Below are 14,166 nucleotides of genomic sequence, written 5' to 3'. Positions count from 1 at the left end.
GTAAAGTAGCAAATAATTCATGTACGTACATTATTTTTGCGTATTCTAATCCCTCGTAAGCATGAACCCCACTGCCCCCGCTTCCGCCACTGCCCCGGCCTACACAGTGCCCGCCGGCACCAGCATCGGCCACATCCATTTGCAGGTCACCGACCTCGACCGGGCCCTAGGGTTCTACAGCGGGCTGCTGGGCTTCGAGGTGATGGTGCTCTACGGCGAGCAGGCTGCGTTTCTGTCGGCCGATGGCTACCACCACCACATTGGGCTCAACACCTGGCACAGCCGGGGCGGCCGGCCCGCCGTGCGCCAGGGCGTGGCCGGGCTCTACCACGCTGCCATCCTGTATAAAGACCGGGCTGGGCTGGCCCAGGTAGTGCGCCGCCTGCTCGACGCGGGCTACCCGCTGCGCGGCGCCTCCGACCACGGCGTGAGCGAGGCCATTTACCTCGACGACCCCGACGGCAACGGCCTGGAGCTATACTGGGACCGGCCCCGCGACCAGTGGCCGCTCGATGCCGAGGGCAAGCTCACCATGTACACCCATCCGCTCGACGTGCCAGGGCTGCTTGCTTTAGCACAGTAGCGCGAGCTTTTGGGCTACTATTGGGGAACTCCGGCACCTTGCCGACTGTCAAGTCCGCGCAGCCGTGGCCGTATCTTTGCGGCCCGGTTTCACCACTCCTCATTCCCCTCCCCTGCCCCATGATTATCGGCGTTCCCAAGGAAATTAAAAACAACGAAAACCGCGTGGGCCTCACGCCCGCCGGCGTGGCCGAACTGCGCAAGCACGGCCATTCGCTGCTGGTGCAGGCCGGGGCGGGCGAAGGCTCGGGCTTTGCCGACAGCGAGTACGAGCAAGCGGGCGCCGTGACGCTGCCCACCATTGCCGACGTGTACGGGCAGGCCGAGATGATTATCAAGGTAAAGGAGCCGATTGCCGAGGAGTACCCGCTCATCAAGGAAAACCAGCTGCTGTTCACCTACTTCCACTTTGCCAGCGGCGAGGAGCTGACCCACGCCATGATTGAGCGCAAGGCCATTTGCCTGGCCTACGAAACCGTGGAGCTGCCCTCGCGGGCGCTGCCGCTGCTCATTCCGATGAGCGAGGTGGCCGGCCGCATGGCCCCGCAGGAAGGCGCCAAGTACCTCGAGAAGCCCCTGAAGGGCCGCGGCATCCTCCTAGGGGGCGTGCCCGGCGTGAAGCCCGCGCACGTGCTGGTGCTGGGCGGTGGCATCGTGGGCACGCAGGCCGCCAAGGTAGCGGCGGGCCTAGGCGCCCAAGTAACCATCATGGACATCAGCCTGAACCGCCTGCGCGAGCTGGACGACTTCATGCCCAAGAACGTGCAGACGGTGTACTCCAACGAGTACAACATTCGCGAGGCCATCAAAACGGCCGACCTGGTGGTGGGCGCCGTGCTCATTCCGGGCGCCAAGGCTCCGCACCTTATCACCCGCGACATGCTCAAGACCATGCGCCCCGGCACCGTGCTCGTGGACGTAGCCGTGGACCAGGGCGGCTGCATCGAAACCTGCAAGCCCACGACCCACGAAAACCCGACCTTCATCATCGACGACGTGGTGCACTACTGCGTGGCCAACATGCCCGGCGCCGTGCCCTACACCAGCACCCTGGCCCTGACCAACGCCACCCTGCCCTACGCCGTGCAGCTGGCCAACCTGGGCTGGCAGGAAGCCTGCCGCCGCAACGCCGCCCTGCGCCTCGGCCTGAACGTAGTTCACGGCGAGGTAGTCTATAAGGGCGTGGCCGAAGCCTGGAACCTGCCCCTCGTAGAAGTAGACTCGGTGCTGGAAGGCGCCACCGTATAACGTCTTCGGGACGAAAAAAAGAACGTCCTGCTGCGCTTTCCTGCTGCGCTTGCCAAAGCATCTCTACCGCGCAGTATCATGCGCGAGATACTTCAGCAAGCGCAGCAGGACGTTCTTTTTTACTTTATAATCAGGCCTCCACCGCCTGGCCCATAATCTTTTGCCGGTGCTTGGTTCCCCAGTCGCGCAGGGCAAAGATGACCGGGTCGAGGCTGTCGGCGTAGGGTAGCACCTCGTAGGTCACGAGCACGGGCGGGCCCTCCTGCACCGTGCGCCGAATGAGCTGGTGCTGCTCCAGGTCTTTCAGCTCCTTGGCCAGCACCTTAGACGAAATACCGGGAACACTGCGCTCGATATCGCGAAAGCGCTGGTGGCCAGTGGCCAGCGCCACCAGTATTAGGAGCTTCCACTTGCCGCTCACTACTTCGAGGGCGTCGCGCAGCGAGGGCAGCGTGGTGAGGCAGTGCCCCATCGTGGGGGGTGGCATAGGCGAAGTGGTTACGTGAAGGTTAGCGCTTACCTAGAGGTAGCTGCTCACTTTTGGTTAGCAAATATACCGACCTTTGTCCCGTCATCAAGCCGAGGTAGCTGCCTGGCCGGTGTCGCTTTCCACTAAAACGGGGCCCTAGGCCCCCAACCTTTACCATTCAGCATGAGCCATATTCTCGTAACCGGCGCTACCGGCGGCCTAGGCCAGGCCGTTGTCGAAAATCTACTCAAAACTATTAGCTCCAGCGACATCTCGGTGCTGGTGCGCGACCCCGCCAAGGCGGCCAACCTGCAAGCCCAGGGCGTCACCATCCGGCAGGGCGACTACAACGACTACGCCTCGCTGGTAAAAGCGTTTGCGGGCGTTGAGAAGCTATTTCTGGTATCGGGCAACGATATCCCTAACCGCGTGCCGCAACACACCAACGCCATCAATGCCGCCAAGGAAGCCGGCGTGCAGCACGTGGTATACACCAGCTTCCAGCGCAAAACCGAGGATGGCTCGTCGGCCGCAGCCTTCGTAGCCGAAGCGCACCTGGCCACCGAAAAGCTGCTCCAGGAGTCGGGCCTCACCTACACCATCTTGCGCAACGCGCTGTATTTCGAGGTGCTGCCGCTGTTTATGGGCCCGGTGCTGCAAACCGGCACCATCTACCTACCCGCCGGTGAGGGCCGCTCGGCCTACGCCAGCCGCGCCGACTTGGGGGCCGCCGGCGCCGCCGTGCTCGCTGGCCAGGGCCACGCGCATAAATCCTACGACTTGGCAACTGCCCAAAGCTATTCCTTCCACGACGTGGCCCGCCTGCTGAGCGAGCTCTCGGGCCAGGAAATCCGCTACGTGTCGCCCACGGCCGAGGAGTTTGGCACGGCGCTGGCCGGCGCCGGCGTGCCCGCCGAAGCCATCCACATGACGACCGGCTTCTCGGTAGCCATCGGCCAGGGCGAGTTCGACTTCCCTAGCACCGACCTGGAGAAGCTACTGGGTCACGCGCCGCTTTCGCTGCGCGAGTTTCTGAAGGAAGCTTACAAGCTGTAGGAAGCTGGTTTAATCGGCTTTTAGCACTCATCCGGCTGGGCATGACGCCGGATGAGTGTTAAAAGCCTACGTGGCTACTCCAGCCACTGCCTGCTGGTAAGTCGGGATGTCGGCCAGGCGCTCGTTCACGCCGCGCGCAAAATCGACGTGCCAGCAGTAGTGGGTCAGGCCGTTGGTAAGGAGCAGGAAGGGTGCCCGCATAGTCTGATTGTAGGTAGCCACCTGCTGGGCCACGGCGGGCGTAATGGCCACCGTGGGGCGCTTGCACTCGACCAGCAGCAGGGGCTGGCCGGTGGGGCCCAGGGCCACTAGGTCGGTACGCTTCTGGCGCTGGTTGTAGCGGTGGCCGCGCTCCAGGCTGAGCAGGCCCCTAGGGTAGCCCAGGTGGGCCAGCAGGTAGTGCGCCACATGCTGGCGCACCCACTCCTCGGGGGTCAGGACCACGTACTTACGCCGCAGCTCGTCCCAGATTTCGAGGTTATTCGCCGAATTCTGCTTAATTTTGTGGTCGAAAGGCGGCAGGTCGAGCGCTTGCATCACCTCCAAAGGTATGGCTCCGGCAGTCGCATTTCGCTTCGGTTTTGCACCCGCCGCGCCGCCATACCCCACCGGGTAGGCGGCTTTTTTTGTTTAAACTACTTGTCCATCACAACGCAAAAAGCACGTCATGCTGAGCTTGCCGAAGCATCTCTACCGAACAAGACGGCGCGGTAGAGATGCTTCGACAAGCTCAGCATGACGTGCTTTTTATCCTCATCGCATTCATCATTCACTAACCATCTAACAATACACCCCATGAAAACCAAAGAGGACATCGTAAGCAACTGGCTGCCGCGCTACACGGGCGTGGCGCTGAAGGAGTTCGGGCAGTACATCCTGCTCACCAACTTCAGCAACTACGTATACATGTTTGCCGAGCAGTTTGGCGTGGAGGTGCGCGGCACCGACAAGCCCATGCAGTCGGCCACGGCCAACGACATCACCATCATCAACTTCGGCATGGGCTCGCCGATGGCCGCCACCGTCATGGATTTGCTGTCAGCCATCCAGCCCAAGGCGGCGCTCTTCCTGGGCAAGTGCGGGGGCTTGAAAAAAACCAAGCTCGGCGACCTGATTCTGCCCATCGCGGCCATCCGCGGTGACGGCACCAGTGACGACTACCTACCCAAGGAGATTCCGGCCCTACCCTCGTTCCGGTTGCAGCGCTCAGTGTCGTCGATGATTAAGAAGCACGAGCTGGACTACTACACCGGCACCGTGTACACCACCAACCGCCGGGTGTGGGAGCACGACCAGGAGTTTAAGGACTACCTGCTGCGGGTGCGCGCCCTGGCCGTGGACATGGAAACGGCCACCATCTTTGTGTGCGGCTTCATGAATGACATTCCGCACGGCGCCCTGCTGCTCGTCAGCGACAACCCCATGACGCCCGAGGGCGTGAAAACTTCCGAGTCGGACTCGAAGGTGACCGCCAACTTCGTGAAGAAGCACCTGGAAATCGGCATCGACTCGCTGCTGGAGCTGAAAAACTCGGGCGAATCGGTGAAGCACCTGCGCTTCGAATAGGACCGCAGATTAAACTGATTTAACAGATTTCGCGGATACGCCCCACTAAAGCGGGGCTGACTATGCGGATGTTGGGAAGGCTGCCTTACTATATCAGTAGGCAGCCTTTTTATTTGCAGCTATTTGCAGTCAGATGGGATGGGCCGGCCACTCCGTTGGCGACGCAGACCCCTAGGGCCTTTCGACTACGTGCAGGCTTACAAACAGTCATTCATGCGCCCATCTGCGTAGTCAGCCTGCCACCGCAGGCAGGCGGGCATATCTGCGAAATTCGTTCAATCCGTTAAATCTGCGGTTTACTGTTTTGTACCATGCGGGCACTTTTTAGACTTTCGATTACCACTTCACTGGCAACTGGCTTACTAGCAAGCGCTTGCCAATCTAGGCGCGAGGCGGTGGATTTGCTGGTGACCAACGCCACGGTGTATACTGTGGACTCGACGTTTAGCAAGGCGCAGGCGTTTGCGGTGCGCGACGGGCGGTTTGTGGCCGTGGGCAGTACCGCTGACTTGCAGGGACGCTACCAGGCGGCGCGCACGGTGGATGCCAGCGAGCAATTCGTGTACCCCGGCTTCTACGACGCGCACTGCCACTTTTATCGCTACGCCCTAGGACTGCGCTCGGCCAATTTGGTGGGGGCCAGCTCGTGGGCGGAAACGGTGGGGCGGCTGGCCCGGCACCGCCAACAGCGACCCCAGGATGCCTGGCTGACCGGGCGCGGCTGGGACCAGAACGACTGGCCCGGCCAGCGCTTCCCTACCAAAGACACTCTGGACGCGCTGTTTCCCGGCGTGCCGGTGCTGCTGGTGCGCGTGGATGGGCACGCGGCGCTGGTGAACCAAAAGGCGCTGGATTTGGCCGGCATCACGGCCGCCACGCCCATCAGCGGGGGCGTGATTGGGCGCGACGCACGGGGCCGCCTCACGGGCCTACTCGTGGACAATGCCGTGAAGCTGGTAGCCAGTAAGATACCCGACCCGGCCCCCGCCGAAGCCGACGCGCTGCTGCTGCAAGGCCAGCAGAACTGCCTGGCCGTGGGCCTCACCAGCCTCGCCGATGCGGGGCTGGACCGCGAGGATATTGAGCGCATAGCCGCTCTGCAGCAAGCCGGCCGGCTGCACCTGCGCCTCTACACTATGCTCAACCCCACGCCCGAAAACAAGGCGTACTACCTCCCTAGGGGGCCATATTTCAGCGATAATCTGACGATTAGCTCGTTCAAGATTTACGCCGACGGGGCCCTAGGGTCGCGCGGCGCCTCGCTGCTGGCGCCCTACACCGACCGGCCCCACGAGCGCGGATTCCTATTGCAAAAGCCCGACTATTACCGCAGCATCGCCCGGGAGCTGGCCGCCACCAAGTTCCAGATGAACACCCACGCCATCGGCGACTCAGCCAACCGGCTGCTATTGGATATTTACGGGGCCGTGCTCAAGGGCCACAACGACCGGCGCTGGCGCATCGAGCACGCCCAAATCGTGAGCCAGCAGGACATTCCCAAATTCGGGCAGTACAGCATCGTACCCTCAGTGCAGCCCACCCACGCCACGTCGGATATGTACTGGGCCGGCGAGCGCCTAGGGCAGCGCCGCCTGCCCGATGCCTACGCCTACAAGGCCTTGCTGGCGCAGTACGGCCAGGTGGCCCTAGGGTCGGATTTTCCGGTCGAGGACATCAACCCGCTCTACGGCTTCCACGCCGCCGTGGCCCGGCAGGATGCCAAGAACTACCCGGCCGGCGGCTTCCAGCCCGAAAACGCCCTCACTCGCGAGCAGGCTCTGCGCGGCATGACCACCTGGGCCGCCCACGCCGCCTTCGAGGACCGGCGCAAAGGCCAAATCAAGCCCGGCATGTTGGCAGATTTCGTAGTGCTCAACGAGGACCTGCTCACCGCGCCGAATGAACAACTGCGGGGACTAAAGGTACGGCAGACGTGGATTGGCGGCCGGCAGGTATTTGGTAACGAGCAGTGAGCAATGAAGAGAACGTCATGCTGAGCTTGCCGAAGCATCTCTACCGTGCCGCTCAGGTGTCGTTCGGTAGAGATGCTTCGGCAAGCTCAGCATGACGTTCTCTGCAGTGCTTTTTACCAGCTACTTCTCGTCGGCGCTTGGGCCGTACAGGCCGGGCACGGGCACGTCAAGCAGGCGCAGGTACACTGTGAGCTGGCCGCGGTGGTGGATGCTGTGATTGAGACCCATGATGCGGATGGCCGCCGCTTTGGGGCGCTGCGTGATGGTGTGCTCGCCCCGGTGCAGGCGGAATTCGTGGGTGAGCTGCTCGTCGTCGCTGGCCGCCAGCGCCTCGCGCAGGGCGGCGCTGTACTCCTCAAAGCGGGCTAGGAGCTCCTCTTTGCTGGTGGGCGTGGGGCCGGGCTTAGGGGCGGTGGGGTCGAGGAAGTCGCGCGAGTCGTAGGTGAGAAAGAGTGTCTTGAACGCCAGCAGATTCACGACGTGGGTAGCCAGCTGGCCCAGGCTCATGCTCTTGGGGTGCGGCTTGTAGTCGGCCTGCTCGAAGGGCACGCGCTCGAGCACGCGGCGGGTAGCGGCCAGCTCAATGTCCAGCTCGGCGGTCAGGTTCAGCTTGGGGGAATTCGTATGCATAGTGCAAGGAAAGAAAAAAATTCACAACTCAGAGGCTACACGGTTTGCCGCCCGCCCATCTCGGCGGCGGCCGAGGCGGGCGGCGGGGGCGGCAGCACGATGTCGCCCGCGGGGTCTTCGCGGAGCTTCTTGCCGCGCAGCTGGAGCAGGAATACCAGGCCCAGGATGAAGAACACAATGAGCGCCAGGATGCTGTTGCGCATCGAGCCGGTTACCTGGTTGATGATGCCGAACGTGGCCGTACCAATCACGATGCTCAGCTTCTCGGTCACGTCGAAGAAGCTGAAGAAGCCGGCCGAGTTGGGCGTGTTTTCGGGGATAATCTTGGAGTAGGTGCTGCGCGAGAGGCTCTGGATGGCCCCCATCGTGAGGCCGATGACGGACGCCAAGGCAAAAAAGCTCCAGCCGGCCTGCACGAAGTAGCCGGCGATGCAGATGAGCATCCAGATGAACACCGACCACGACAGGGCCCGCGTGTTGCCGATGCGGTCGGAGAGCTTGGCGAACAGCCAGGCCCCGGCGATGGCCACCACCTGCAGCAGCAGAATGGTAATAATAAGCTGGCCCTCGGGCAGGTGCAGCTCGTCGGTGCCGAAGAGGGTGGCCACGTACATCACCGTTTGCACGCCCATGTTGTAGGTGAAGTAGGCCAGCAGGAAAATCTTGAGGTTGGGCAACTGCTTGAGCTGGTCCCAGACTTTGCCCAGCTCGTGGAAGCCGTTGAGCAGCCAGCCGTCGGAGCTGGCGGGCGCGTCGGCCGGGCGGCCGGGGTCGGCGGGCAGGGTGAAGAAAGGAATTTGGGCGAAGCCGGCCCACCACAGGCCCGTGAGCAGGAAGGAGAGCTGCGCGGCCCGCGCTGCACCGATGCCCACCTTCTCATGAAATTGGTTGATAACCAAACAGATGACTAGCAGGATAACCGACCCTACGTAGCCCATCGAGAAGCCCTTGGCCGAAAGCGAGTCGAACTTCTCCTCGGTGCTGATTTCGGGCAGGTAAGAGTTGTAGAACACGATGCTGCCGCTGAAGCCCACCGTGGCCGCGATGAAGATAAACGTGCTGAGCGTGAGCGTGGCGGGCGAGAAAAAGTATAGCCCCGCGCACGCAGCCGCTCCCAGGTAGCAGAAGATTTGCAGAAACAGCTTCTTGCGCCCCGAGTAGTCGGCCAGCGAGGTCAGGAAGGGGCTGATGAGGGCGATGAGCAGGAACGACACCGAGATGGCGTAGTTGAGCAGCGACGAGCCGGGCACGTGGAAGCCCAGAAAATCGACCGGACTCTGCCCGCTGTTAGTGTGCGTGACCTGCTTGATGACGCTCGACCAGTAGATAGGGAAGATGGACGAGGTGATAACCAGCGGATACACCGAGTTAGCCCAGTCGTAGAACGTCCAGCCGGTGGTGATGCGCTTGTTGTCTTTTTCGACGGCCGCGGCGGGCGCGGTGGCGGTAGAAGCCATAAAATGCAGAGTAAGTTGGCAGGCGCCAAGATACTAGGTTTTGGAGGCCTAGGCCGGTTGCTTAACCCAACAGTAACGCGGCGGCGGGGCCGGCCTCCCCCATCCACGGCGCGCACAGCTCGGCGTATACCGCCTGCACCTCCTGGCGGGCGTAGGCGGTGGGCAGGCTGGCGCGGGCGGTTTCGAGCAGCAGCTGCACCTGCTGGCGTAGCACGGGCAGGCGGGCAGGGTCGCGCACTTGGCTGGCGGCCAGGGCCAGGGCCCGCAGCAGCCGGCGCAGCACGGCCGGGTTGCCGCCGGCGCTCTGGCGCACTAGGTCGAAGGCCAGGCGCACGTAGGCCACGAAGTCGTAGGCGCGCACCAGCACCCGCAGGTGCTGCCCGTCGGAGCGCAGCGCGCCCGGAAAGTCACGCCGGGCCAGCCGGCCCACCAGCTCGCCCAGGTAGTCGATGGCCATGATGGCCGTGGTGGTATCATTAACGGCCGGCGACAGGGCCTTGAGGGCAATATCCACGAGCTGCTGCACGCCGAAGGCCACGTCCTGCTCGGGGTTGCGGTGGGGCCCTAGGCCCACGTAGCGCAGCAGGTCGGCGGGCCAGTCGGCCTGGGCGGGGGCGGCGCGCTCCATGCCGGCGCGCACGCTCAGCAGCGCCTGCCCGGTGCCCACAAAGTCGCCGATGTGCACCTCCAGGCGCAGCACGGTGCGGTGGCGAGTAGTCCAGGCCAGAAGGCCCTGGGTATCTACGTACTGCAAGTAGCCCGGCGCGGGCGCCACCACCGGAAACCAGCCCTCGGGCGCGGCCACGAAGGCCTCGGCGGTGGCGCGGTGGGCGGCTTCCACCTCCAGCCCGAAGCCCAGCGGGAACAGGCGGCGCAGCTCGCGCTCGGTTTCGGCCATGATGCGGCGCACCAGCGTACCCGTTTGTAGCGCCTCGGCAATGTGGTGGATAAAGAAGATGAGCGCGGCCACGCCCCCTAGGGCCAGCAGCAGCCCCGCCAGCACCGCCGTGGTGGGCACAAACCGGTCGGCCCGCCCCGAGCGGATAGTGCCCTGCACCAGCAGCCCAAACGTGAACACGCTCACGAAGTAGCCCATCGTTACCTGGTTCACCGGGTCGCGCATAAAGTTGCGCAGGGCCCTGGGCGAGTACTGGTTGCTGACCTGGGCAATAGCTGCCAGCAGCAGCGAGAAGGTGAGCGCGGCCACCGTGAGCATGGAGCCCGCCACCGCCGTGAGCATGCCCCCCGCCCCGGCCGGGTCGATGCCGAACAGCAGCGGCAGGCGCTGCCCGCCGCCCACGCGCTGGTCGTACCTGATGAGCCCGTAGGCCAGCCCCAACGAGGCCAGCACCATCAGCAGCGGCACAAACCAAAGCGACTCGCGCAGGGGCTGCCAAAGGCGGCGCAGGCGAAAAAGCATGGGGCAAATAGCTAGCGTTGCTACTGCATACGCAGGCGGCTCTGCGATGGCCTACTCACGGCTCGACTTTTTTGCAACATTGTTTCAATTTTAGTGTTCAGGAGTATCTTCGTAATCATTCCTACTTACCGACTCCGCTTCAACCACTTTTTTTCGACTTATGCTTGACGTTCTCATCATCGGCGGCAGCTACGCGGGCTTGAGCGCGGCTATGGCCCTAGGGCGCGCCCGCCGCTCAGTGTTGGTGCTTGACGCCGGCCGCCCGCGCAACCGCTTCACGCCCCACGCCCACAACCTGCTGCTGCACGACGGCGACGCCCCCGCCGACCTGGCCGCCCGCGCCCGCCAGCAGGTAGCCGCCTACCCCAGCGTGCAGCTGCTAGCCACCGAGGCCACGGCCGCCACCCGCCAGCCCGATGGCACTTTTGCGGTAGCTACCCCCCTAGGCACCTACCAGGCCGGCCGGCTGCTGCTGGCCACCGGCATGCGCGATGAGCTGCCGCCAGTGCCCGGCTTTGCCGAGTGCTGGGGCCAGTCGGTCATTCACTGTCCTTTCTGCCACGGCTACGAGGTGGCCGACCAGCCCACCGGCGTGTGGCTGAATGGCGAAGAAGCGGGGCACTACGTGCGGATGCTGCTGAACTGGTCGCGCACCCTCACGCTCTTCACCAACGGCCCGGCCACGTTTGGCCCCGACGTGCACCAATTGCTCCAAAGCCAGGGCGTAGTGCTCGAAGAAACGCCGGTGGCTGCACTGGCGCACCAGGACGGCCAGCTAATCGCCGTGCACCTGGCCGATGGCCGCGCGCTGCCGCTGCCCGTGCTATACGCCCGGCTGCCGGCGCGGCAAGCCAGTAGCCTAGGGGTGCAACTAGGTTGCGAGCTGACCGAGCAGCACCTGCTGCGCATTGATGAGCTGCACCGCACCACCGTGCCCGGCGTATTCGCGGCCGGCGACTGCAGCTCGCCCATGCCCCAGCTGGCCCAGGCCATTGCGGCGGGCAACCTGGTGGGCGGCATATTGAGCCGGGAGCTTATTTTCGGCACTTAATGAGTCTTTCTGGTAAACTTCGGTGCCTGGCCGCGGGCGCAGCCGCCCTTTTTCTCGCCGTGCCGGCCCTGGCCCAGAAGCCGCCCAAAGCGCCTCCTACCCTGCTGGGCCGCTGGGAAACCCGCCAAATTCGGTTTGCTGTGGTGGGCACCGCGCCCGACTCGACCTTGGAGAAGCTCGACAACCCCGACCTGGCCGACCTCAACGACGCCATTTACATGGGCGCGGCGCACTTAGTGGTGGAGTTTCGGGCCGATAGCAGCTACGCCTTCACCATTGAGCGCGACGGCCGGCGCCAGCGCACCGAAACCGGCACCTTCTCGCTGGCCGGCACCCACCTCAGTGCCCGCAGCCCCAGCAGCCCCGACGGCTCTTCGTTCAACGACCAGCAGGTGCAGCGCCTGGCCCGCCGCGTGTTGGTGCTGTCCTTCCCGATGGGCCCCGAATTTCCGGGCGTGGACGAGCAGGTGGAATACCGGCGCGTGGGGCCGTACCCGGCTAGCACCGAGGCCACGCCGAGCAAGTAGCCCGCGCCAGGGTGCCAGCTCGGTGGCTGAAACAGCTGAAGCAGCTAGTTCCGGAAGCAGTGTGCGTGCCGCTTAGTCGTGGCGCCCGCCACCGGCGGGTTAAATGCGCTGCCGCTTGGTCGGATGGGTACTATGCTGCAACTTCGCGGGCGGTCTTGGTAGCTGCGCAGCGCCGGCTTGTGGACTGGTGCTTACCAACTAAGCGCCCTAGCCCTTCAAAAAGCAGCTGCTCGCACATTGCCCGTATTGTTCCATTTCCACCCCAAATCCTCCATGACCACTGCTTCCCTTACGCTACGCTGGCTGCTGGTGGCGCAGCTGCTGCCGGCGTCGGCCGCGCTCGCCCAAACCCGGCAGGAAACCATCCTGAGCCCTGATAAGCGCCTGGCAATGAACCTGTTTTTCACGGGCGACCAGCTCCAATACCAAGTAGTGTTTCGGGGCAAGCCCGTCATCGAGCCGTCCGCGCTTAGCCTGCAGCTGGGCACGCAGGCCGTGGGCCGGGGCCAGGCGTTTGGCAGCGTGCAGCGCACCACCGTTTCCGAAACCTATGCCTGGCGCGGCGTGCACAGCCAGGCCACCAACCACTACAACCAAGCCAGCCTGCTGATTACCCCCACCGCGCCGGCCGCCGCTTTCCGCCTGGAGGCGCGGGTGTTCAACGACGGGGTGGCGTGGCGCTACGTGGTGCCCGAGGCCGGCGCCGGCGAAGTGCGCGCCGACAATACGGAGTTCGTCATTCCGGCGGGCAGCACCGTGTGGAGCCAGCCCGACATTGGCAACTACGAGGGCCGCTACCAACGCCAACGCATTGAGGAAGTGCCGGTGGGCCAGCTGGCGGGGCCGCCGCTCACGGTGGCGCTGCCAGCCCAGCAAGGCTACCTGGCCATCACGGAAGGCGGCGTCACGGATTTTGCGGGCATGTCGCTGGTGGCGGCGGGCCCGCGCGCGTTCAAGGCCAACCTCACGGGCACCGCCACCACGAGCGCCACCGTCGAAACGCCCTGGCGCATTGTGGAAGTAGGCCCGGACCTTAATACTTTGGTTAACTGCGACATCGTGCACAACGTATCGCCCAAGCCCGATGCCGCTTTGTTTCCGCAGGGCCTAGCTACGCCCTGGCTCAAGCCCGGCCGCAGCGTGTGGTCGTGGCTGGCTGGCAACGGCGGCGTGACGTTCGAGAACATGAAGCGGTTTTCCCAGTGGGCGGGCCAGCTCGGCTTCGAGTACAACCTGGTGGACGAAGGCTGGACGCACTGGAACGACGGCGGCAAAGACCCCTGGACGCTGATGCAGGAGCTAGTGGCGTACTCGGCCACGCAGCACGTGAAGGTGTGGGTGTGGAAGGCCTACCCCGACCACGACGGCACGCCCGGCTTGCAGCAGGCGGCGGCGCGGCAGGCATTCTTTCGCCGCTGCCGCGACATTGGCGTGGCGGGCATCAAAATCGACTTCTTCAACGCCGAATCACAGGAAGTAATCAAGTTTTACCAGGCGGCGCTGCACGATGCGGCCGAGCTGCACCTGCTGCTGGATTTTCACGGGGCCAACAAGCCCACCGGCGAGTCGCGCACCTGGCCCAACGAGCTTTCGCGGGAGGGCGTGCGGGGCCTGGAAAACGAAACGGTGTGGCCGGCGCACAATACCACGCTGCCCTTTACGCGCTACCTGGCGGGCCACGGCGACTACACGCCCCTCACGTTTCGGCCCATCGGCAAGGGCACGACCCTAGCCCACCAGGTAGCCACGCTGGCCACCTTCACCTCGCCTTTTCTGTGCGTAGCGGCCAACCCCGAGGACATCCTGACCAGCCCGGCTCGCGAGCTTATTACCAGCATCCCCACTGTGTGGGACGAGACCATTGTGCTGCCCCAGAGCGAGATAGGCGGCTTGTCGCTACTGGCTCGCCGCCGCGGCACCACCTGGTTTCTGGCCGCCCTCAACGGAGCAACCAGCCGCCAGCTGCCCATCAGCCTCACTTTTTTAGGTAAAGGTTCCTACCAGGCTCTGACGCTGGCCGACAGCCCGGATGCCCCAGCTACGGGCACCATCAAGCGAACTCCCGTCACGGCGCAAACCAAGCTCACGCTATCCTTGAGCGAGGGCGGCGGCTACCTGGGTATCTTCCGTAAATAGGCCCTAGGGCTGGCGGCCAAGCCCTATGTTTCCTTGTTCGCCTTTCAAACG

13 protein-coding genes are annotated in these 14,166 nt (G+C 64.0%); 8 read left to right on the top strand and 5 right to left on the bottom strand.

Going from position 1 to position 14,166, the window contains the following annotated elements; translation table 11 throughout:
• Positions 1-61: 61 nt before the first annotated feature.
• Positions 62-583, top strand: a complete 522-nt coding sequence (locus tag HHL22_RS00535) for a VOC family protein (RefSeq protein WP_169529032.1) — start codon at positions 62-64, stop codon at positions 581-583.
• Positions 584-702: 119 nt separating this feature from the next.
• Positions 703-1,830: an alanine dehydrogenase gene (gene ald / locus HHL22_RS00530; RefSeq protein WP_169529031.1), complete on the top strand. Its 1,128-nt coding sequence runs from the start codon at positions 703-705 to the stop codon at positions 1,828-1,830.
• A gap of 130 nt (positions 1,831-1,960) precedes the next feature.
• On the opposite strand, the gene HHL22_RS00525 is transcribed toward ald, so the two are convergent.
• The gene (locus tag HHL22_RS00525; protein ID WP_169529030.1) at positions 1,961-2,317 is read right to left on the bottom strand and encodes a winged helix-turn-helix transcriptional regulator; all 357 of its coding nucleotides are present in this window, start codon (positions 2,315-2,317) and stop codon (positions 1,961-1,963) included.
• A gap of 165 nt (positions 2,318-2,482) precedes the next feature.
• Here HHL22_RS00525 and HHL22_RS00520 point away from each other — a divergent pair, with 165 nt between their 5' ends.
• Complete coding sequence (locus HHL22_RS00520; protein ID WP_169529029.1) at positions 2,483-3,355, top strand: SDR family oxidoreductase; 873 nt, start codon at positions 2,483-2,485, stop codon at positions 3,353-3,355.
• A 66-nt stretch (positions 3,356-3,421) separates the two neighbouring features.
• Here HHL22_RS00520 and HHL22_RS00515 read toward each other — a convergent pair whose 3' ends face one another.
• Positions 3,422-3,892: a type I restriction enzyme HsdR N-terminal domain-containing protein gene (locus HHL22_RS00515; protein WP_169529028.1), complete on the bottom strand. Its 471-nt coding sequence runs from the start codon at positions 3,890-3,892 to the stop codon at positions 3,422-3,424.
• Between the two features lie 258 nt (positions 3,893-4,150).
• On the opposite strand from HHL22_RS00515, the gene HHL22_RS00510 reads away from it, so the two are divergent.
• Both HHL22_RS00510 and HHL22_RS00505 read left to right on the top strand, forming a co-directional pair.
• Complete coding sequence (locus HHL22_RS00510) at positions 4,151-4,921, top strand: AMP nucleosidase (protein ID WP_169529027.1); 771 nt, start codon at positions 4,151-4,153, stop codon at positions 4,919-4,921.
• Positions 4,922-5,328: 407 nt separating this feature from the next.
• On the top strand, positions 5,329-6,894 hold the full coding sequence (locus HHL22_RS00505; protein WP_317172610.1) for an amidohydrolase: 1,566 nt from the start codon (positions 5,329-5,331) through the stop codon (positions 6,892-6,894).
• A 120-nt stretch (positions 6,895-7,014) separates the two neighbouring features.
• On the opposite strand, the gene HHL22_RS00500 is transcribed toward HHL22_RS00505, so the two are convergent.
• From HHL22_RS00500 to HHL22_RS00490, 3 genes are all read right to left on the bottom strand, one after another.
• Positions 7,015-7,524: a DinB family protein gene (locus HHL22_RS00500; RefSeq protein ID WP_169529025.1), complete on the bottom strand. Its 510-nt coding sequence runs from the start codon at positions 7,522-7,524 to the stop codon at positions 7,015-7,017.
• Positions 7,525-7,559: 35 nt separating this feature from the next.
• Positions 7,560-8,981: an MFS transporter gene (locus tag HHL22_RS00495; protein ID WP_169529024.1), complete on the bottom strand. Its 1,422-nt coding sequence runs from the start codon at positions 8,979-8,981 to the stop codon at positions 7,560-7,562.
• A 61-nt stretch (positions 8,982-9,042) separates the two neighbouring features.
• Positions 9,043-10,401 (bottom strand): DUF2254 domain-containing protein, encoded by a 1,359-nt coding sequence (locus HHL22_RS00490; protein WP_169529023.1) that lies wholly within the window; start codon positions 10,399-10,401, stop codon positions 9,043-9,045.
• Between the two features lie 160 nt (positions 10,402-10,561).
• Between HHL22_RS00490 and HHL22_RS00485 the strand changes: the two genes are divergently transcribed.
• From HHL22_RS00485 to HHL22_RS00475, 3 genes are all read left to right on the top strand, one after another.
• On the top strand, positions 10,562-11,452 hold the full coding sequence (locus tag HHL22_RS00485; RefSeq protein WP_169529022.1) for an NAD(P)/FAD-dependent oxidoreductase: 891 nt from the start codon (positions 10,562-10,564) through the stop codon (positions 11,450-11,452).
• Between the two features lie 59 nt (positions 11,453-11,511).
• On the top strand, positions 11,512-11,979 hold the full coding sequence (locus tag HHL22_RS00480; protein ID WP_169529021.1) for a hypothetical protein: 468 nt from the start codon (positions 11,512-11,514) through the stop codon (positions 11,977-11,979).
• 273 nt (positions 11,980-12,252) lie between these two features.
• Complete coding sequence (locus HHL22_RS00475) at positions 12,253-14,115, top strand: glycoside hydrolase family 97 protein (RefSeq protein WP_169529020.1); 1,863 nt, start codon at positions 12,253-12,255, stop codon at positions 14,113-14,115.
• Positions 14,116-14,166: the final 51 nt, after the last annotated feature.

It is taken from the genome of Hymenobacter polaris (genome assembly GCF_012927305.1).
Taxonomy (GTDB): Bacteria; Bacteroidota; Bacteroidia; order Cytophagales; family Hymenobacteraceae; genus Hymenobacter; species Hymenobacter polaris.
Note: the sequence above shows the minus strand (reverse complement) of the source record. Positions and strands in the feature narration are given on the sequence as shown.

Bases quoted from the DNA above. Each gene is read 5' to 3' on its own strand.
- HHL22_RS00535 (WP_169529032.1), top strand. From the start codon at position 62: ATGAACCCCACTGCCCCCGCTTCCGCCACTGCCCCGGCCTACACAGTG.
- ald (WP_169529031.1), top strand. From the start codon at position 703: ATGATTATCGGCGTTCCCAAGGAAATTAAAAACAACGAAAACCGCGTG.
- HHL22_RS00525 (WP_169529030.1), bottom strand. From the start codon at position 2,317: ATGCCACCCCCCACGATGGGGCACTGCCTCACCACGCTGCCCTCGCTG.
- HHL22_RS00520 (WP_169529029.1), top strand. From the start codon at position 2,483: ATGAGCCATATTCTCGTAACCGGCGCTACCGGCGGCCTAGGCCAGGCC.
- HHL22_RS00515 (WP_169529028.1), bottom strand. From the start codon at position 3,892: ATGCAAGCGCTCGACCTGCCGCCTTTCGACCACAAAATTAAGCAGAAT.
- HHL22_RS00510 (WP_169529027.1), top strand. From the start codon at position 4,151: ATGAAAACCAAAGAGGACATCGTAAGCAACTGGCTGCCGCGCTACACG.
- HHL22_RS00500 (WP_169529025.1), bottom strand. From the start codon at position 7,524: ATGCATACGAATTCCCCCAAGCTGAACCTGACCGCCGAGCTGGACATT.
- HHL22_RS00495 (WP_169529024.1), bottom strand. From the start codon at position 8,981: ATGGCTTCTACCGCCACCGCGCCCGCCGCGGCCGTCGAAAAAGACAAC.
- HHL22_RS00490 (WP_169529023.1), bottom strand. From the start codon at position 10,401: ATGCTTTTTCGCCTGCGCCGCCTTTGGCAGCCCCTGCGCGAGTCGCTT.
- HHL22_RS00485 (WP_169529022.1), top strand. From the start codon at position 10,562: ATGCTTGACGTTCTCATCATCGGCGGCAGCTACGCGGGCTTGAGCGCG.
- HHL22_RS00475 (WP_169529020.1), top strand. From the start codon at position 12,253: ATGACCACTGCTTCCCTTACGCTACGCTGGCTGCTGGTGGCGCAGCTG.